An 18302-nucleotide genomic window follows, 5' to 3' on the forward strand; every position below is an offset into this window, starting at 1 on the left:
CAGGATGAGGCGTTAGTCGCGTACATCGGACCCGATCATGAGCATGAGCCGCGCGCTCGACAGGCCTGACCCCATTTTCGACGCAGCGGCTGCGGGCGACGCCGCGCCTGTGACTGCGCCCAATACGGCCTTCTTCCGACAGCCCCTGGCGCCGATCCTGACGGCGGTCGGCGTGACCGTTCTGGTCGTTCTGGCCATCAGCTTTGCGCGGACCAACGGCCTGGTCGCGGCCCTGTGGGGCGCGGGCGGCCTGGCCTTGGCGGTCTGGTTGAGGGGCGGGCGCGGCCTGACCTATGATCTGGGTTTCGGCGCCCTGGTGACCATGGGCGTGCTGGCGGGCGAGTTCCTGGTCGGCAACGGGCCGGTGTTGTCGGCCATGTTCACGGCGATGAACCTGCTGGAGATCGGGCTGGCGGTGGTCCTGGTGCGGCGTTTCGTCCCGGGGTTGAGCGTCAACTCGGTGGAGGGGCTGGCGCGATTCCTTGGGGTGTGCGCCGTCGCCCCCTTGCCGGGCGCCGTCATCAGCGCCGTGGCGCTGGACGCCCTGGTGGGCGCGGACATCATGGACGGGCTGCGGATCTGGTGGTGCGGACACGCCCTGGGCTTTGCGGTGATCGGCGCCTTTGGTCTGGCGCTGCAACGACGCCATCTGTCCATCGCGCGTCATCCGGGCCGTTTGGCAGAGGGCGCGGCTCTGCTGGGGCTGATCGGCTCTGCCTGCTACGCCATCTTTTCGCATCTGAGCCTGCCGTTCGGCTTCCTGTTGATGCCCTTGCTGTTGATGATGGCGGTGCGGTTCAGGGTGGCGGGCATTGCCTCTGCCCTGGTGCTCGTAACGGTCATGGCCATTGGCGGAACCATGGCGGGGCATGGACCCTATCATTCGTTCGCCGCCGAGGACCGGGCGTTGCTGGCCCAGTTGCTGGTGCTGCTAGGTTATATGCCGATCCTGATGGTGGCGGCGCTGCTGGAAGAGCGTGATCGTCTGGCCGAGCGGGCGCGGGCCGGACGTGAACGGGCCGAGCGAGCCTCGGCGGCCAAGTCGCGGCTGCTGGCCAACGTCGCCCATGAGATCAAGAGCCCGGTGGGCGGCATCATCGGCATCGGTGAACTGTGGGCCGGCGGCCAATTGGGGGCGACTTCGGCCGAGCAGATCGAGATGGCGCAGATGCTGGTCAAGACCGCGCGTCAGGTCGAAACCCTGGCCCATGACCTGCTGGACGTGGCGCGCGCCGAGTCCGGGGCGGTCAAGGTCGAGCTGCGGCCGACCGATGTCGCAGGCCTGCTCGAAGACGTGCGACGCGCTCTGGTTCTTAAGCCCGAAACGCGGGGTCTGGACATCGCGGTGCTGGTCGAAGGCGACGCCCTGATCGCACAGGCGGACTCGCAACGACTGGCCCAGGTGATCGGCAATCTGGCCGGGAATGCCGTGAAATACGGCGCCATCGGCGGTCGCGTGCTGCTCAAGGCGGCCTGGGCGGACGATCGGGTGCGTATCGAGGTCATCGACTTTGGCCCCGGATTGACGCTGGAAAAGCAGGCGCAGTTGTTTGAGCCGTTCAATCGACTGGGACTGGAGCGTTCGGCCATCGAGGGGCACGGCATCGGGCTGGCTTTGGCCAAGCGTCTGACCGAACTTCAGGGCGGGGAGATCGGCGTGATTTCGGCGCCGGGGCAGGGAGCGACCTTCTGGGTCGAACTGGCGGCGGCTTGACCGTCAGGCGGCGCGGGGGTCAAGGTTCCCGCATGAAAACCGTGCTTCTCGCCTCCGTCCTGTTGAGTGTCGCGCCTGTGGCGGCTCATGCCCAATCCTCGAACCAGGCCCAGAGCGTCGAGGAGTTGACGCGTCGGCTCAATGGAGGGCCGCCGACGGCGCCGCGCGTCGCTGCGCCACCGTCGCAGCCCTCGACGTCTGCGTCTTCGGCCAGCGCGCCTGTTCGTCCGACGTCAGCGACGACCTCTGCCGCGCCGGTTCAGCCGAGGCCGCAACCGCCGCGCATCGCCGGTCAGGCCCCGATCGGTTCACCGCGCCCGCAAGCCACCCAGGGCGCGCCCGCTCCAGTTCCGGCCCCTTCCGCGCCGGTCAGGCGATCTGACGCGCCGTCGTCTGCTTCGTCCGCAGGCTTGAGCTTCGCCGAGCGCGCAGCTCTGCCGTTCAGCATCGACATGCCCGCTGATTTCCAGCTCGTAGAGGGGCGGGGCGCCCCGAACACGCACGTCTATTCGGTGCGCAAGGCGGGCAAGACCTTCGCCATGATCTATACTGGGCCGGCGTCGCAGTTTCCCATCTATGACGGCGAGCAGGTGACGGCGGCGGGTCGAGTCTCGGTGATCGTGCCTGAGGGGACGCGGCGCATCGCCATGGAGCATCTGTTCCAGCAACCGACGGCGCCCAATGAAATCCACGTCTGGTTGATGAGCCTCAGCGGCGCCGATCGCGACGCCGCCGAGCGGATCGCTCAGTCTGTTGATCCCAAGTAGGCTGCCGACCCCAAGTCGTCCGCTCTATTCCGACCACACCGCCAGGTCGTTGCCGGACGGATCGCGGAAGTGGAAGCGGCGTCCGCCGGGGAAGGCGAAGATCGCGTGGGTGATTTCCCCGCCCGCCGCCTGAACCTTGGCCAGCATGGCCTCCAGGTCGTGGGCATAGAGAATCGGCAGGGGCTTGGGGGTCATGGCCTCGGTGGTGAAGCCGCCGTCCAGGCCTTCTCCAAACGCCGCATAATCAGGGCCGTAGTCTTGGAACGTCCAGCCGAAAGCCGAGGCGTAGAAGGCTTTGTGCGCCGCCATGTCGGTGGCGGGCAGTTCGAGATAGTCCAGCTTGCCGTCTTCGCGCATGGCGGGTCTCCGAGGAAATGAAGGCGACGCTTGCACGTCGGCCGACTCTGCGCAAATCTGCAAATGGTTCGCAAATGCAGGAGTCGACCCATGATCGTCCTGAGCGCCGGATGCGCCTCGCTGGCTTCGCTGATGCGTCAGGATGCGGACCCGGCGCCGTGCTTGGATACGACAAGGGCGCCGATCGAACCCGACCGACGCCCCCGCCTGGTATCCATGAGCGACCGTGATCAGCCCGCGGTCTTTTCCTCGTCCGCGCGCCAGACGCGGTAGCGGACCTCGGCGTCGTTCGGGGCATAGACCACCAATGGCAGGCGGCTGTTGTAGCGAACCAACTCCTGACCGCCGACGCGGACGAAGGCGTCATGCTCCGATCCGGGCGGGCAGGCCATCATGGTCGAGGCGGCCTGACCCAAACTGTCGATGACGTAGTAGGTGTAGCCCCAGCCCGCGGCCGTGCGCTCTTCAAGGCGACCGCCCAGGCTGTGGCGGTTGCAATCGACCTTCATGGTCTTGCCGACGATGACCTCGACCTTCAGCACATCCTCGTCGGCCTGAGCGGGCAAGCGGATGACGTGGCGGGTCTGGCCAGCCGTGGCGGCGGGGAAGGCCTTCAGGTCGTCGGCGCTGGTCTGAGCCGTGGGCGGGGTCATGGCGCTTTCGGCCTGAGCCGTGGCGCAGGCCGCCAGGGTCAGGGCGGCGACGCCGGCGAAGAGTGAGGGGAGGATTTTCAAGGCGTAGTCTCCACGGCCAAGGTTAGCGTGACCTTGGAGAACGCGATGGGATCAGGCCAGTTCCACGGCCATGGCCACGGCTTCGCCGCCGCCGATGCACAGGGAGGCCACGCCCTTCTTGCCGCCGCGCGCCTGCAGCGCCGCCAGCAGGGTGGACAGGATGCGGGCGCCCGAGGCGCCGATGGGGTGGCCGAGCGCCGTGGCGCCGCCGTTGACGTTCAGCTTGGCGCGGTCGATGCCCAGTTCCTGCTGGGCGATCATGGCGACGACGGCGAAGGCCTCGTTGACCTCCCACAGGTCAACGTCCTCGACCGACCAGCCGGCCTTCTTCAGGGCCTTCTGCATGGCGGGAACCGGGGCGGTGGTGAACAGGGCCGGCTCATGGGCGTGGGCGGCGTGTGCGACGACGCGAGCCACGATGGGCAGGCCGAGCGCCTTGGCCGTGCTCTCGCGGGTCATGACCAGGGCGGCGGCGCCGTCCGAGATGGAACTGGCGTTGGCGGCGGTGATGGCGCCGTCCTTGGTGAAGGCGGGGCGCAGGGTGGGGATCTTGGCCGGGTCAGCCTTGCCGGGCTGCTCGTCCTCGCTGACGATGACCGGGCCCTTGCGGGTGGCGACCTCGACGGGGACGATCTCGGCCTTGAAGGCGCCCGAGGCGATGGCGGCCTTGGCGCGGGTCAGGCTCTCGATGGCGTATTCGTCCATCGCCTCGCGGGTGAACTGATACTGGGCGGCGGAGTCCTCGGCGAAGACGCCCATGGCCTTGCCGGGGGAATAGGCGTCTTCCAGACCGTCCATCATCATGCTGTCGACAATGACGTCGTGGCCGATGCGGGCGCCGCCGCGGTGCTTGTTCATCAGATAGGGGGCGCCGGTCATGGACTCCATGCCGCCCGCGACGATGACGTCAGCGGTGCCGGCCAGCAGGGCGTCATGCGCCATCATGGCGGCTTGCAGACCCGAGCCGCACATCTTGTTCACGGTCGTCGCCTCGACGTGCTTGCCCAGGCCCGCGCCGATGGCGGCCTGACGCGCCGGGGCCTGACCCAGACCGGCGGGCAGGACGCAGCCCATGAAGATCTGCTCGACCTTTTCAGGGGCCACGCCGGCGCGCTCGACAGCGGCCTTGACCGCGGCGGCGCCCAGATCGGTGGCCTTGACCGGCGACAGCGCGCCCTGGAAGCCGCCCATGGGCGTGCGGGCGAAGGAGACGATGACGACGGGATCGGATGCGGCGGTCATGAGGGGCGTCCTTATGGGAAACTCGTGGTGGGCTAGATCGGGCGCCGGGTCGAACGGCGCAAGTTATAACAAGAGTCAGGATTGCAGCTTTGGTTGACCAATGATCGGCAGGCGTTGTTATTAACCATCAATGTAAAATCGATTCGCCGGGCGTGGCCGGGGCGGGTCAGAGGGCCGTCATCATGCTTCGCCATCACCTGTCGGGCGCCGCCCTGGCCGCCGTCGTCTTCGCCTGCGCCGCACCGGCGATGGCCCAGAATGTGACCATGAGCGGGTCCTATGCCGCGCCGGGGGTCAATCCGGGCGGGACGACCCAGCTGAAGTTCGGAATCTACACCTCGGAGGTGGCGCCCTCGGCAATGAGCGGCGGGGCCTTTACCTATACGATCCCTGCCGGGCTGACGGCGACGAGCGTCACGCCCTCGCAGTATTGCCCGGCCACAGTTGATCTGGTTGGCAATATCCTGACGGTCAGCGACATGACCCAGCCGGTGTCCTTCATCTGCGAGATCGTGGTGGATCTGACGGCGAACAATACGCTGACGACCTATCCCCTGGAGCCCACCACCCTGACCTACGCTTCGCCTGCGGGCGGCAGCTTCGAGATGGCTGAAGGCCAGAATCCGACCCTGACCGTGACGCACGCCCCGGTCATCGCCAGCCTTATGCCGTCGTCGGGACCGCTGGAGGGCGGAGAGAGCGTGGTCATCACCGGGACCAATTTCAACGGCGTGACGTCGGTGACCTTTGGCGGCATCCCTGCCGGCTTTACGGTCGACAGCCCGACGCAGATCACGGTCATTGCTCCGCCCGCCGCCAAGGGCGCGCGCACGGTTTCGATCTCGGCCCTGGGCGGTCCCAGCCTGGCCTCGCCCAGCAGCAGCTTCATCTACGCCGAGCCGGTGCCGACCCTGACCGAATGGGCCATGATCCTGATGACGGCCGTGCTGGCCGGTTTCGGCGCCCTGTTCGTGCAACGTAGGCGCGCCGCCTAGAGCAGCTTGCGACGCTGACGCGCCAGGGCCAGGGGGCGACCGTCCGCGCCCCAGGCGATGGCCTCGTCCATTGACCAGCCGAGGCCGTGATCCAGCAGCCGGTACTCGAAGAAGGCCCAGCCGTCGGGCGCGGTTTCCGGCGTCGGATCGGCCAGGAAATCGTAGCGCAGATCGACGCTGGTCATCATCGGCGGCACCTTGAAGGCGGTCCAGGCGGGCGGATAGAGGGCGTCCAGCAGATAGGCCATGCGCAGTTCGTCCAGCGGGGCGCCGTCCCTGGTGCGCATCCAGACCCGCTCAACGGCCGGCTTGCCCTCATTGCCGCCGAGAATGTTGGGGCCGCCGTCGAAGCGATAGTCGACGTGCTGCGAAAAGCGCGGGGCCAGGGGGCCGCTGAGGCCCGGCGCGTCCAGGTCCAGCGGGGGCGGCGGGATCAGAAGCGGGCTGAGGGTTTCGACGCTGTCGCTGTCGGCGCCGTAGGTGGCGCTGGCGTGGTGGGTCAGTTTCGCGCCCTGTCCGCCCTCGACCACGGCATAGGCGACATTACGGCCGCCGCGCAGCAGGCGCGGGCGGAAATGGAGCGGCTGGCCATATTTGGCGGCGGCCAGATACTGAACGCTCAGACTGCGAAGAGGGGCCTTGATGCCCAGCCCCTGCCGCATGGCCCCGGCGCACAGGGCCGCCAGAAGACCGCCGAAGGGGAAGCCTGCCTCGGGCGGGGCGGCGATCGGCCCGTTGGAAAACTCGCCGGACAGGTGGGCGGCGAGGCCTTCATCGGAGGCCGTCAGGGTCAGGGCGTCGTGCAGCAGGTCGGCTTCGGTCATCGGTCCACGCAACAGGCGAAAGAGGCGGGCGGAGACTGAAGCGTCGCCGCCCGCAAGTCGAGGAACGCAACAACCGCGACCGGGGAGCCGCTAGTTCGTTGCTTAAAGAAACTGACAAGCTGCGTCCCGATTGGCAACCCACTTGTCAAAAGCCTGACGCGGGGTCACTTTCCGCTGCATGGGACGCACCGCCGACTATAGCCGCCAGAGCTGCTCGATCGCCGCCACGCTGGAGGTGATCGGCGACCCGTGGACGCTTCTGGTTATCCGCGACGCCTTCAACGGCGTGCGCCGGTTCGAGCAGTGGCAGGACCGGCTGGGCGTGGCGCGCAACGTCCTGGCGGCGCGGCTGAAGTCGCTGGTGCAACATGGCGTGCTGGAGCCGCAGCTCTATTCCGAACGCCCGCCGCGCAACGAATATGTCCTGACCGCCAAGGGCAAGGATCTGTACGGGGTGCTGGTGACCCTGCACGCCTGGGGCGAGAAGCACGTCTACGGCGAGGCCGACAGCGGCATCGCCATGATCCACAAGACGTGCGGCCACGACCTGAAACCCCGCATCGCCTGCGGCCACTGCAACGAGATCGTCAAGCCCCGCGACATCGCACTGACCTGGGCCGAGAACCGCCCCACGGTGGGGGATGTGCTGCCGAAGGACGAGGCGGCGTAGGGTTGGCGTAGGAGGCCGACCTTTGGAATGTCCGCTATGGGTGGGAAGCGGAGGTGTCCCGTATTGCGAGGTTATTCTGGTGCCGCTTCTACGTCGGTGGCTGTCAGAAGCGTGAGCCGCACTCCGTCGTCGTCTTGATATGTGCTCTTATTGGGCGGCACGAGCTCGATCCTTGCAGTGAACAATGCCTCGATCGATCGTGCTGGGTAGAACCCTATCAGCTGATCTGGGTCCACCACCTTCTCCAGCCCGTCTGCGAAACCGTGAACCCCGTAGCGGTATGAACAATCCACGATGTCGATTCGAGCCCGCTCTCGCCCGTCCGACGAATAGCGGCCTCTGAACGTGATCACCTCCCCGACATGGTCAGCGCGCTGAGGTCCTTAGTTCACAAGCCTGAGACGACAGAGCGGTACTTCGATCAGCCTGCGAGAACGCAGTCGAGCAGGCGCCACAGATGGCCGACAACGCCAATATCGAAATCGCTCTCATACTCGAACGGTCGCACCTGCTCTCAAGGTCCGCAACGGGTCGTTTCGAGACATGGGCGTCTGGTTCGCAACCGGACTTTGGCTGAACGGTCCTCGGGCGAGGGCTTTCAGTTGCGCGAAAAGGCTGGGGCATGCCGGGCGGCCTTGCTGAGCCGTCGCGCCTTGCCCGCACTGCAGACTAGCTGGATTTCGATAACCCCTGCCTGATCGGCCGCTAAAATCGCGGGGACTGAATTTGACACGCTCATTTATGAAATATATTGCGCAATATATTGTATAAATAGGAGCGGCGATGTTTTCTCGGACCTTCATCTCCATGCTGGCGGTCGCTGTCCTGGCGCCGGGATCGGTTTTCGCCCAGGCTTCGGATCGGCCGACTCTGGATCAGCGGGCGCAGCGAGAGGTCGTGTCCAGTCTGGAGGCGGCGCTGCAACGAAACTACGTCTTCCCGGATCGCATTCCCGCCATATCGGCGGAGTTGGGCCGGCAGGTCCGATCCGAACCGGTCGACGCCGACCAGTTCGCGGACAGCCTTTCGCGAGGCATGATGAAGGCGAGCCGGGATCTGCATTTCTCGGTGGCTTTCGATCCTGAAGAGGTCGCCGCCAGCCGTCAGGCCAAGGCCAGCGGAGACGGAACGACCCAGGCGCGGCGCGACGTCGAACGCGCGGCCAACTTCGGTTTCCGTGACGCGCGACGGCTGGAGGGGGATCTGGCCTACATCCGTTTCGACTTCTTCGCCGACCCCCAGTACGCCCAGGACACGGCGACGGGGGCCATGCGGTTCGCTGAAGGCGCCAAGGGGATCATCTTCGACCTTCGCTACAACAACGGCGGCGTGCTGGAGATGGCGCAGCTGCTGATGAGCTACCTGTATCCGGCGGGCAAGGAACAGGAATTCTTCGACTACAACTACGCCGAGGACGGCAAGAGGGTGGCGCGGGGGCAATGGAATCTGGCCGCCGTGCCCGGCCAGCGTTCAGGCGATGTGCCCGTTGTGGTCCTGACCGGATCGACGTCCTTTTCCGCCGCCGAGTGGATGGCCTTTTCGCTGCAGCGGCTCGGCCGGGCGACCGTGATCGGCGAACAGACCGCCGGCGGCGCGCATCCGGTCACCCGCGTGCCGGTCGATGATCGGTTCATGCTGCAGGTGCCGATCGGCCAGATCCGGGACCCGATCGACGGGAAGGATTTCGAGGGTGTCGGCGTGACGCCCGATCTGGCCGTGCCGGCCTCGGGCGCCCTGCTGGCGGCGCAGAAGTTCCTGTTGCAGAGCCGGGCGACCGCAGGCGACACGGACGCCGCATGGGCCCTGGTCCCGGTGGAGTTCGCCATTTCGGGTCAGGCGCCGAGCGCTGCGGACCTGGATGAAGCGGCCGGCGCCTATGAGGGGCGGACCCTGGTCCGCACCCCGAGCGGCCTCGCCTATCACTGGCGCGATCGCTTCGTTCTGGCGCTTGATCCGATCGGGAAGGATCTGTTTGCAGTTCAGGGATCGGATGACTACCGGTTCCGGCTGGTGCGGGCCAACGGCGCCGTCACGGGGCTGGAGCGCGTTGAGAAGTCTGGCGAAACGACCATCTATCGTCGCCTGGATTGAGGAGCCGTCGGGCGAATGATCGAGTTGAACCGCACCTATCTGGGCCGTGTCAGCGAGCAGTTGAGCGAACTGATCGAGCAACAGTCGGCCGAGGTGTTCAAGCGCGCCGGCCTGATCATTCCGGTCAAGTCGTCGTCCCTGATGGCGGCCATTGCGACCCTGGGTCCGGTCTCGGTCGCCGACCTGGGGCGGGCGCTGGACCGTTCGCATCAGCTGATCCAGCAAAAGGTCCCCAAGCTGGTGGCCCTGGGATTGGTGACCCGCCAGCCCGATCCCGCCGACCAGCGGGTGAACCTGATCGCGATCACCGATCGGGGGCGCGAACAACTGGCCCTGCTCGACAGCCTGGATGGCGAGTTCGAGCGCGCCTATGCCGAGATGGAGCAGGACGCGGGTCCCGTATTCGACACGATCAAACGGGCCATCCTGTCCCTTCAGGCGCGAACCCTGGTCGAACGCATCGACGTTTGAATGGCCGCAAGGGTCTGACCCTGGCGGCGCGCGGACATTTAGTTTCCGTCAACCATCGTCCGTTAACCTTTGGGCCATGTTCCTGTCCCTGACGTCCAGGATCGCCGCTGTCGGCGCCCTGGTGGTGATTGCTTTGCTGGCCCTGGTGGCCTCCCTCGTCGACGCCTCGCGGCAAAGTCGCGAGAGCTTCCGCTGGGTGACGCATTCCTCTCAGGTGATCGAGGCCATGGAGGAGACCATGGCGGGGCTGCGCGATGCGGAGTCCGGTCAGCGCGGCTATGTCCTGACGCAGAACCCCAGCCTGGCCCAGTCCTTCGATCGCCGGGTGGCGGACTCACTGCGGGGCTTTTCGGACCTGGTGGAGCTGACCAAGGACAACCCTGTGCAGAAGGCGCGGGTTCAGGCGTTTGGCAGTCTGCTGTCAGAACGGACCGAACTGATGCGCCAGCCGCTGGAACTGGCGCGACAGGGGCGTTTTGACGAGGCCGAGGCCGCCATCGTCGGCGGGCGCGGCTTCGACTCCATGAGCGCCGTCCTCCTGGCTTCGCAGGACTTCCTCAGCGAGGAGCGCAAGCTGCAGGCCGAGCGGATCGAGGCCGCCGAGCGTCGCCTGGAATGGGGCAAACGGCTGGCCCTGATCGGCGGGCCCCTGATCGCCCTGTTCTCGCTGTCGGTGTCCGTCATGGTTATTCGCGGCATCCGCCAGCCTGTGCGGGTCATCACCCGCGCCATGACCAGCCTGGGCGGGGGCGATCTGGATCAACGCATCACTGAACGCATGGGCTCGCGCGAGTTCAATCGCCTGGCCCAGGGCTACAACCAGATGGCGGAGCGGCTGGCCGTGGCTTCCACAGACCAGAGACGCAGCGAGCGCGAGTTGAAGCGGGTGCACGAGGAGCTTCTGTCCAGCAGCCAGGTTTTGCGTGAACGCGGCGAGGTGATCGAGCTGCTGGGCGGCATGGCTCACCGGATGCAGGCGGCCCGCACCGAGGCCGAACTGGCCCAGGTCATCCAGGCCTTCGTGCCGCGCGTCCTGCCGGGTCTGCCGGGGGCGCTCTACGCCTACAATAATTCGCGCAATCTGCTGGTCCCGATCTCGACCTGGGGCGAGCATGAGGGCGACGGCGACGCCTTCGGGCCGGACCAGTGCTGGGCTCTGCGGCGGGGTCAGAGCCATTTCGTCAGCGAGGCGGGGGCCGACGTCGTCTGCGACCACGTCGGCGACAAGGGTCACGCCTATCACTGCGAGCCCCTGCTGGCGTCGGGCGAGGTCATCGGGGTCCTGCATCTGGACGGGGTGCTCGATACCGAGAGCGGTTTCCGTATCAACGTCCTGGTCGAGAACATCGCCTCGGCCATGGTCAACCACCAGTTGCAGCGCGACCTGAAGGAACAGACGATCCGCGACCCGCTGACCGGCCTATTCAATCGCCGCTACATGGAAGAGGCCCTGGCCCTGGAGGTGGCGCGGTCTGCCAGGTCGGGCGCGCCCCTGTGCGTGGTCATGTGCGACGTGGACCACTTCAAGCGCTTCAACGACGAGTTCGGCCACGACGCCGGCGATCTGGTGCTGCAGGCCGTGGCTGCTGAGCTTGGGCATCGCTTCCGCGACGGCGACATTGTCTGCCGCTATGGCGGTGAGGAGTTCACCATCATCGCCCCCGGCACGACGCCCGAAGCCCTGCTGCAGCGGATCGAAACAGTGCGCCAGGCCATCGCCGGCATCTCCCTGCGTCATCGCAATCAGGCCCTGGGCAGCACCAGCATGTCCTTCGGCGTCGCCTGTTGGCGGCCGGGCATGGACCGTGAGGGCAGCGCCGCCCTGCAGGCGGCCGACGCGGCCCTCTATCGCGCCAAGAAGGAGGGCCGCAACCGGGCCATCCTCCACGTCGAGGAAGCGGCCTAGGCCTTAGTCGGCCTTGCGGACGTAGCGGTTCAGGAAGGCCAGATAGGCTTCCTGCGCGGTGATGCGGTTGGCGCGGCGCTGGAAGCCGTGGCCCTCGTCGGGGAAGACGACGTATTCGACCGGCACATTGTTGGCGCGAACCTTTTCGACCAGTTCGTCGCTCTCGACCTGAAGCACGCGCGGGTCGTTGGCGCCTTGCACCACCAGCAGGGGGCGGCGGATCTTGTCGGCGTGGAACAGGGGCGAGATGGCGCGGTGGCGTTCGGCGTCGACCGCCGGATCGCCCATCTCGTCAAACAGGGCCACGCGCTGCGCGCCCCACCAGGCGGGGATGGATTGCAGGGTCCGCACCCAGTTGGTCACGCCGAAGATGTCGATGCCCGCCTCGAACTTCTCGGGGTGGAAGGCCAGGGCCGCCGCGGTGATGTAACCGCCGTAGGAACCGCCCATGACCGCGACCTGATCGTCGGCCACCCAGTCCTGGGCCCGCAGCCAGTCGCCGCCGGCGACGATGTCGCGCAGATCGGCCTCGCCGTGCTTCTTGTCGTCCATGTGGAAGAAGGTCTTGCCGTAGCCGGACGAGCCTCTGTTGTTGGCCCCCAGCACGGCATAGCCGTGATTGACCAGGTGCTGGACCATGGCGGAATAGCCGCGTCGCGTCTGGCCACCCGGTCCGCCGTGGACCAGAACGACCGCCGGGGCCGGGTGGGCCGCTGAGGCGGCCTTGGGTCGATAGAGGACCGCGGGAACCATCACCCCGCCCTCGCCCGGGTAACGGACGATGGACGCCTCGACCAGATCGCTTTCCTTGATGGCCGGGTTCAGGGCGTGGGTCAGGCGACGTGCCTGGCCGGTGGACAGGTCAGCGACGAAGACATCGGCGGGCGAGGTGTCGGACACCACGGTGAAGGCGGCCAGATCGGCGCCAGGATCGAAGCGCACCCCGGTGATGTCGCCCTGCGGCAGGCCGGTCAGCCGGATGGGCGCGCGGGTCTGAGCATCCTCGATGGTCAGTTCGGTCGAGGCGTCGGCGTTGACCGCCGTGACGCGGTAGCGGCCGTTGGGCGAGAACGAGACATACATGACGTCCCAGTCGGCCTGGGTGGTGCGGTTGTGGGCCTTGTTGGCGATGTCATAGGCATAGGCCTGACTGAACTCGCCGTCCTGATTGCTGGTGTAGATCAGGGTCGCGTTGAAGGGGCCGAAATCATTGACCTCATAGGCGACGTCACCGGTGTGCTGGGAGATCAGATAGGGCTCGCCGCCCGCCTGAAGATCGGCCAGGTAGATGTCCGAGTTGGCGCTGGTGTGGGACTTGGTCAGGGCGACCAGCCGACCGTCGCCGGACACCGCCGCCAGATCCATGCCGGGGTTCTGGAAGATCAGCTTCCGCTCATAGGTGCCAGTGTCATAGGCGTAGAGGTCGAAGACCTCGGCGTCGCGTTCGTTGCTGGTCAGCCAGAAGGTCCGACCATCGTCGCTGAAGCCGACGAAGCCCGCCTTCAGCTTGTCGCCCGGCGTCAGGTCGCGCAGTGTCCCATCCGTCTCGCGCACATAGATATGGGTCAGTTCGTCGCCGCCCCCGTCAGCCGCCACCAGGACACGGCGACCGTCGGGGAAATAGCTCTGGGCGAAGGTGGCGTTGGTCGTCGAAGCGGTCAGCGGCACGGGGGCGCCGCCCGCGACGGGCAGGGCATAGGCGTTGAACACGCCGCTCTTGTCCGACGAGATCAGGACGTGGCTGCGGCCCTCGGAAAAGGCCAGGCCGTCTGGGTTGGCCATCGAGAAACTGGTCGTCTCGAAGAACTGGGCGGCGGTGTAGGGCGAGACGGCGACGGACGTGGCCGGTGCGGGCGCGGTCGGTTCGGCGGCGAGGGCAGGGACGGCGGCGGCGAGCGCCAGGGCGGAAACCATGCAGGCGAAGGAGCGCATTCGGAGCCTCTTGAGGTGCGTGATGACCTGATGAGGCGTTAGCATGGTCCGCCAGATGCGCTCTGTCGAAAACTTAATGAGCGGGGTTCTGCCACGTCGGGCCCGGAACTACGAAAGCCGGCCGCGCTTTCGCACGACCGGCTCCCGTCATCCCTTGACGCACACCACTTGACGCAGGGTGTGCACGACCTCGATCAGGTCGGCCTGGGCCGCGATGACCGCGTCGATGTCCTTGTAGGCCATCGGGGTTTCGTCGATCACATCAGCGTCCTTGCGGCACTCGACGCCTTGAGTGGCGCGGACGTGGTCCTCCACCGTGAAGCGGCGCTTGGCCTCGGTTCGGCTCATGGCCCGCCCGGCGCCGTGAGAGCAGGTGCAGAAGCTGTCCGCATTGCCCTTTCCGCGCACGATGAAGGACTTGGCCCCCATTGAACCGGGAATGATGCCCAGTTCGCCGTCCTTGGCCGACACCGCGCCCTTGCGGGTCAGGAAGACGTCCTGGCCGAAGTGCTTCTCCTTCGAGACGTAGTTGTGGTGACAGTTCACCGCCTCCTTCGTCGTCGTCAGATCAGGCCAGATGGCCGTCAGCACGCCCAGCACCTGCTCCATCATCACCTCGCGGTTGGCGCGCGCGTACTTCTGCGCCCACGACACCGCTCGGACATAGTCGTTGAATCCGTCCGTCCCTTCCGGGAAGTAGGCCAGGTCCTGATCGGGCAGGTTCAGATGCCAGCGACGGGCTTCGTGTTTGGCCCGCTCGATGAAGTAGGTCCCGAAGCGGTTGCCTACCCCGCGCGAGCCGGAGTGCAGCATCACCCAGACGTCGTCCGCCTCGTCGACGCACAGCTCGATGAAGTGGTTGCCGGTGCCGAGCGTGCCCAGGTGGCCGTAGCCGCGCGGGTGGCCGGCCTTGGGATGGCGCTCGATCACGGCGTCGTAGCCCGCCTTCAGCTCGGCCCAGCGCGCCGCGGCCGGGGCCGGGGGCTCCGATTGCCAGGCGCCCTTGTCGTTGCGCCCGCCGTTGTCGGTGCGGCCGTGCGGGACCGCTGCCTCGATGGCGGAACGGATGCCCGACAGGTCGTCCGGCAGGTGCTCGGCGCGGATCGAGGTCCGCACCGCCATCATGCCGCAGCCGATGTCCACGCCCACTGCGGCGGGAATGATCGCCTTCAGCGTCGGGATCACAGAGCCGACCGTCGCCCCCATGCCCCAGTGCACGTCGGGCATGACTGCGACGTGTTTGTGGATGAAGGGCAGCGAGGCCACGTTCTTCAACTGCTTCAGCGCCGCATCCTCGATGGGCACGCCCCGGGTCCAGGCCTTGATCGGCACGCCCGGGCTTTCGATTACGTCATAGCCACGCATGGCCGACGTCTCCTCTCCTGTCTGTGATCCTCCTGGACCGGACGGAGGGTTTCGCTTGCACAGACAAGAAACCCCTCCGGCCGGTGGCGGGAGGGGTTGCTGGAAAACCGAAGTCGAATGACCGCTGGCTCTTCTACATCCCTCCCACGCACGCGCCTTTGCCCTCGACCGGCAGGCGGTCGACGGTCAGGGGCCGTTGCGAAGGGTGAATATTGAAGAACATGGGTTTCTCGATTTCGGAGCGGGGCTTCTACAGGTGACAGAGGCGCCCGCCAAGCCCGAAAATCAGGCGGCCACCGCCGTTGTGCCGCTGATGAAGCCGCCGCCCAGGACGCGGTCGGGATCGGCAGGATCGTAGAGGGCGCAGGCCTGACCTGGCGCGACGCCTTCTTCGCCTTCCTCGAAGACGATTGAGACGACGCCGTCCTCGCTCAGGCTCAGATGGGCGGGGGAGGGCTGTCGGGTCGAGCGGACGCGGGCCAGGACGGGGGCGCCGTCGCGGGCGGCTTCCTCGATCGTGGCCTGGTCGCCCAGCCAGTTGGTTTCTTCCAGCACCAGGCTGGCGGTCAGCAGGGCCTCGCGCGGACCGACGATGACGCGGCGGTTGTCGGGGTCCAGCTTGGTGACGAACAGGGGCTCGCCCACGGCGACGTTCAACCCCCGGCGCTGGCCGATGGTGTAGTCGGTGATGCCGCCGTGCTGACCCAGAACCCGGCCGTCCATGTGGACGATCTCGCCCGCTTCGCGCCCCTGCGGACGCAGACGGTCGATCAGGGTGCGATAGTCGCCCGACGGCACGAAGCAGATGTCCTGGCTGTCCGGCTTGGCGGCGATGCGCAGGCCAAGAGCGGCGGCGACGCCGCGGACCTGGGGCTTTTCCAGATCGGCCAGGGGGAAGCGCAGATAGTCGAGCTGGGCCTGGGTGGTGGCGAACAGGAAGTAGGACTGGTCGCGCGAGTGGTCGATCGCCTTGCGCATCTGCGAGCGGTTTCCGACGGCGGCGCGGCGGACGTAGTGGCCGGTGGCCATGGCCTCGGCGCCCAGGTCGCGGGCGACATCCAGCAGGTCGCGGAACTTGACCGTCTGATTGCAGCGGATGCAGGGGACCGGCGTCTGACCCTTCAGATAGCTATCCGCGAACTGGTCGATGACCGCGTCCTTGAAGCGGCTTTCATAGTCCAGGACGTAATGAGGAATGCCGATCAGTTCGGCAGCCAGGCGGGCGTCATGGATGTCCTGCCCGGCGCAGCAGGCGCCCTTTTTCTTGAGGGCGGCTCCGTGATCATAGAGCTGGAGGGTGACGCCGACCACGTCATAGCCGGCCTTGGCCAGAAGGGCGGCGACGACGGTGGAATCCACCCCGCCCGACATGGCCGCGACCACGCGCGCGCCGACCGGCAGGCCGACGGCCTGTCGCGCGCTCTCGATCGCTGCGTCCATGTCGGCGGCGCCGGACATGGGGGCGATGGTCGGAACGGGACAAATGTCATCAGCCAGGGTCATTGCCGCCATATAGAGGCCCCTGCGTTCGATTTCGAGGCATGGGACGAAAACCGTTGGCCGTCAGCGACCGGGCAACAAAAAAGGCCGCCCTTGCGAGCGGCCCTTTTCGTCGGATGCGGCGTCGCCTCAGGCGACTTCGATCCGGTAGCTTTCGATGACCGTATTGGCCAGGAGGGTGTCGCACATGCGCTTCACCTCGGCTTCCTTGTCGGACACGCTGTCGTCGAGGTCGAACTCGATCATCTTGCCGACGCGGGCGTTGGCGACGCCAGCCCAGCCCAGACCCTGCAGGGCGCCTTCGACGGCCTTGCCCTGAACGTCCAGGACGCCGGGCTTCAGGAAGACGTGAACTTTCACCTTGGCCATTAGTGCAGTCCCCCTTGGATCACGGTCGGCATGTCCTTCATGATGCCGAGGCGGCGGGCCACCTCGGTGTAGCTTTCGATCACGTCGCCCAGGTCGCGACGGAAGCGGTCCTTGTCCAGTTTTTCACCGGTAGTCGAGTCCCACAGGCGGCAGCTGTCGGGGCTGATCTCATCGGCCAGGATGACGCGGGCGAAGTCGTTTTCCCACACCCGGCCGAACTCGATCTTGAAGTCGACCAGGGTGATGCCGACGGCGCCGAACATGCCGCACAGGTAGTCGTTGACGCGGACCGTCATGGCCAGGATGTCGTCCAGCTCCTGGGTCGTGGCCCAGTTGAACGCCGTGATGTGCTCTTCCGTCACCATCGGGTCGTTCAGCTCATCCTTCTTGTAGTAGAATTCGATGATCGAACGGGGCAGGGCAGTGCCCTCTTCCTGGCCCAGGCGCTGGGCCAGCGAGCCGGCGACGACGTTGCGGCAGACGACTTCCAGCGGAATGATCTCGACTTCGCGGATCAGCTGCTCGCGCAGGTTCAGGCGCTTGATGAAGTGGTTGGTCACGCCGATGCCGTTCAGGCGCGACATGATGAACTCGCTGATGCGGTTGTTGATCACGCCCTTGCCTTCCAGCGTCGCCTTTTTCTGGGCGTTGAAGGCGGTGGCGTCATCCTTGAAGTACTGGACCAGGGTGCCCGGCTCGGGACCCTCGTAAAGGATCTTGGCCTTGCCCTCGTAGATCTTCTTGCGCTTGGTGTTCATCAATCGGGTCCCGGAGGGGAAGGAAACGGACGGCCTCAAAACGAAAAACGCGCGGCCCGGCGATTTGTGGGCGGCGCGATCCTGAATCGATGGCGGCTATATAAGACCGGACGCCCTTTAACCGAAGGGCGTCTGTGACACAAATATCCTCCTGTAACCTAGCGTCAGGACCGCGACCGCAAGTCTGGTTGCGTTCGGATGGAAGGGGGGTATAGACGGCGATGCGGGCCTCACTTTCCGTCCGCGACTGGAGTTACGACGCGCATGACGACCTTCGACGATCGGGAAAAGGGCTACGAGACCAAGTTCGCCCTCGATCAGGAACAAGAGTTCAAGGCCATCGCGCGTCGCAACAAGATGCTGGGCCTGTGGGCGGCCGAGAAGATGGAACTGTCGGCTGACAGCGCCGAGCAGTACGCCGCCGCCGTGGTTCGCGCCGACTTCGAACAGCCGGGCGAGGAAGACGTCTTCCGCAAGATCGCCGGCGACTTCAAGGCCTCGGGCCTGACGGTGTCCGAGGGCGAACTGCGCTCCAAGATGGACGAACTGGCCTCGATCGCTCGCGAACAGATCCGCGCCGGCGAATAAGTTTCTGAACGAGAGGCGT

General features: G+C 66.4%; 17 protein-coding genes. 8 read left to right on the forward strand and 9 right to left on the reverse strand.

The features are described 5' to 3' along the window. Positions 1–37: 37 nt before the first annotated feature. Together CQ039_RS06135 and CQ039_RS06140 are read left to right on the forward strand one after the other, a co-directional pair. Positions 38–1714, forward strand: a complete 1677-nt coding sequence (locus CQ039_RS06135; protein ID WP_105563098.1) for a HAMP domain-containing sensor histidine kinase — start codon at positions 38–40, stop codon at positions 1712–1714. 410 nt (positions 1715–2124) lie between these two features. Beyond that, positions 2125–2481: a hypothetical protein gene (locus CQ039_RS06140; RefSeq protein WP_105563097.1), complete on the forward strand. Its 357-nt coding sequence runs from the start codon at positions 2125–2127 to the stop codon at positions 2479–2481. Between the two features lie 24 nt (positions 2482–2505). Here the strand turns inward: CQ039_RS06140 and CQ039_RS06145 are convergent, their stop codons facing one another. From CQ039_RS06145 to CQ039_RS06155, 3 genes are all read right to left on the reverse strand, one after another. After that, positions 2506–2838, reverse strand: a complete 333-nt coding sequence (locus CQ039_RS06145; RefSeq protein ID WP_105563096.1) for a VOC family protein — start codon at positions 2836–2838, stop codon at positions 2506–2508. A gap of 230 nt (positions 2839–3068) precedes the next feature. Further along, positions 3069–3572: a serine protease inhibitor ecotin gene (gene eco, locus CQ039_RS06150; protein ID WP_105563095.1), complete on the reverse strand. Its 504-nt coding sequence runs from the start codon at positions 3570–3572 to the stop codon at positions 3069–3071. Positions 3573–3623: 51 nt separating this feature from the next. Beyond that, positions 3624–4814, reverse strand: coding sequence for an acetyl-CoA C-acyltransferase (locus tag CQ039_RS06155; protein ID WP_105563094.1), 1191 nt, complete (start codon positions 4812–4814; stop codon positions 3624–3626). Between the two features lie 182 nt (positions 4815–4996). Between CQ039_RS06155 and CQ039_RS06160 the strand changes: the two genes are divergently transcribed. Then, entirely contained in the window at positions 4997–5809 is an 813-nt protein-coding gene (locus CQ039_RS06160; RefSeq protein ID WP_105563093.1) for an IPTL-CTERM sorting domain-containing protein, read from the forward strand. On the opposite strand, the gene CQ039_RS06165 is transcribed toward CQ039_RS06160, so the two are convergent. Next, positions 5806–6633 (reverse strand): acyl-CoA thioesterase II, encoded by an 828-nt coding sequence (locus tag CQ039_RS06165; RefSeq protein ID WP_105563092.1) that lies wholly within the window; start codon positions 6631–6633, stop codon positions 5806–5808. The genes CQ039_RS06160 and CQ039_RS06165 overlap by 4 nt on opposite strands. 178 nt (positions 6634–6811) lie before the next feature. On the opposite strand from CQ039_RS06165, the gene CQ039_RS06170 reads away from it, so the two are divergent. From CQ039_RS06170 to CQ039_RS06190, 4 genes are all read left to right on the forward strand, one after another. After that, on the forward strand, positions 6812–7303 hold the full coding sequence (locus CQ039_RS06170) for a helix-turn-helix domain-containing protein (RefSeq protein WP_105563091.1): 492 nt from the start codon (positions 6812–6814) through the stop codon (positions 7301–7303). Positions 7304–8086: 783 nt separating this feature from the next. Then, positions 8087–9394: a S41 family peptidase gene (locus CQ039_RS06180; RefSeq protein WP_105563089.1), complete on the forward strand. Its 1308-nt coding sequence runs from the start codon at positions 8087–8089 to the stop codon at positions 9392–9394. A 15-nt stretch (positions 9395–9409) separates the two neighbouring features. Continuing rightward, positions 9410–9865 (forward strand): MarR family winged helix-turn-helix transcriptional regulator, encoded by a 456-nt coding sequence (locus CQ039_RS06185; RefSeq protein ID WP_105563088.1) that lies wholly within the window; start codon positions 9410–9412, stop codon positions 9863–9865. Between the two features lie 76 nt (positions 9866–9941). Then, positions 9942–11771 (forward strand): diguanylate cyclase, encoded by a 1830-nt coding sequence (locus CQ039_RS06190; RefSeq protein ID WP_105563087.1) that lies wholly within the window; start codon positions 9942–9944, stop codon positions 11769–11771. A 3-nt stretch (positions 11772–11774) separates the two neighbouring features. On the opposite strand, the gene CQ039_RS06195 is transcribed toward CQ039_RS06190, so the two are convergent. The 5 genes from CQ039_RS06195 to purC all read right to left on the reverse strand — a co-directional run bounded on the left by CQ039_RS06195 (position 11775) and on the right by purC (position 17695). After that, on the reverse strand, positions 11775–13703 hold the full coding sequence (locus CQ039_RS06195) for a S9 family peptidase (RefSeq protein ID WP_105563086.1): 1929 nt from the start codon (positions 13701–13703) through the stop codon (positions 11775–11777). A 147-nt stretch (positions 13704–13850) separates the two neighbouring features. Beyond that, positions 13851–15068, reverse strand: coding sequence for an RtcB family protein (locus CQ039_RS06200; protein WP_105563085.1), 1218 nt, complete (start codon positions 15066–15068; stop codon positions 13851–13853). Positions 15069–15353: 285 nt separating this feature from the next. Beyond that, the gene (mnmA, locus tag CQ039_RS06205; RefSeq protein WP_233194704.1) at positions 15354–16580 is read right to left on the reverse strand and encodes a tRNA 2-thiouridine(34) synthase MnmA; all 1227 of its coding nucleotides are present in this window, start codon (positions 16578–16580) and stop codon (positions 15354–15356) included. A gap of 117 nt (positions 16581–16697) precedes the next feature. Next, complete coding sequence (gene purS / locus CQ039_RS06210) at positions 16698–16937, reverse strand: phosphoribosylformylglycinamidine synthase subunit PurS (protein ID WP_105563084.1); 240 nt, start codon at positions 16935–16937, stop codon at positions 16698–16700. Then, positions 16937–17695, reverse strand: coding sequence for a phosphoribosylaminoimidazolesuccinocarboxamide synthase (gene purC / locus CQ039_RS06215; protein WP_105563083.1), 759 nt, complete (start codon positions 17693–17695; stop codon positions 16937–16939). The genes purS and purC overlap by 1 nt, the downstream gene beginning before the upstream one ends. A 264-nt stretch (positions 17696–17959) precedes the next feature. On the opposite strand from purC, the gene CQ039_RS06220 reads away from it, so the two are divergent. Beyond that, complete coding sequence (locus CQ039_RS06220) at positions 17960–18283, forward strand: DUF1476 domain-containing protein (protein ID WP_105563082.1); 324 nt, start codon at positions 17960–17962, stop codon at positions 18281–18283. The last annotated feature ends 19 nt before the right edge of the window (positions 18284–18302 follow it).

The sequence above is a fragment of the Brevundimonas sp. MYb52 genome (genome assembly GCF_002979535.1).
Classification (GTDB): domain Bacteria; phylum Pseudomonadota; class Alphaproteobacteria; order Caulobacterales; family Caulobacteraceae; genus Brevundimonas.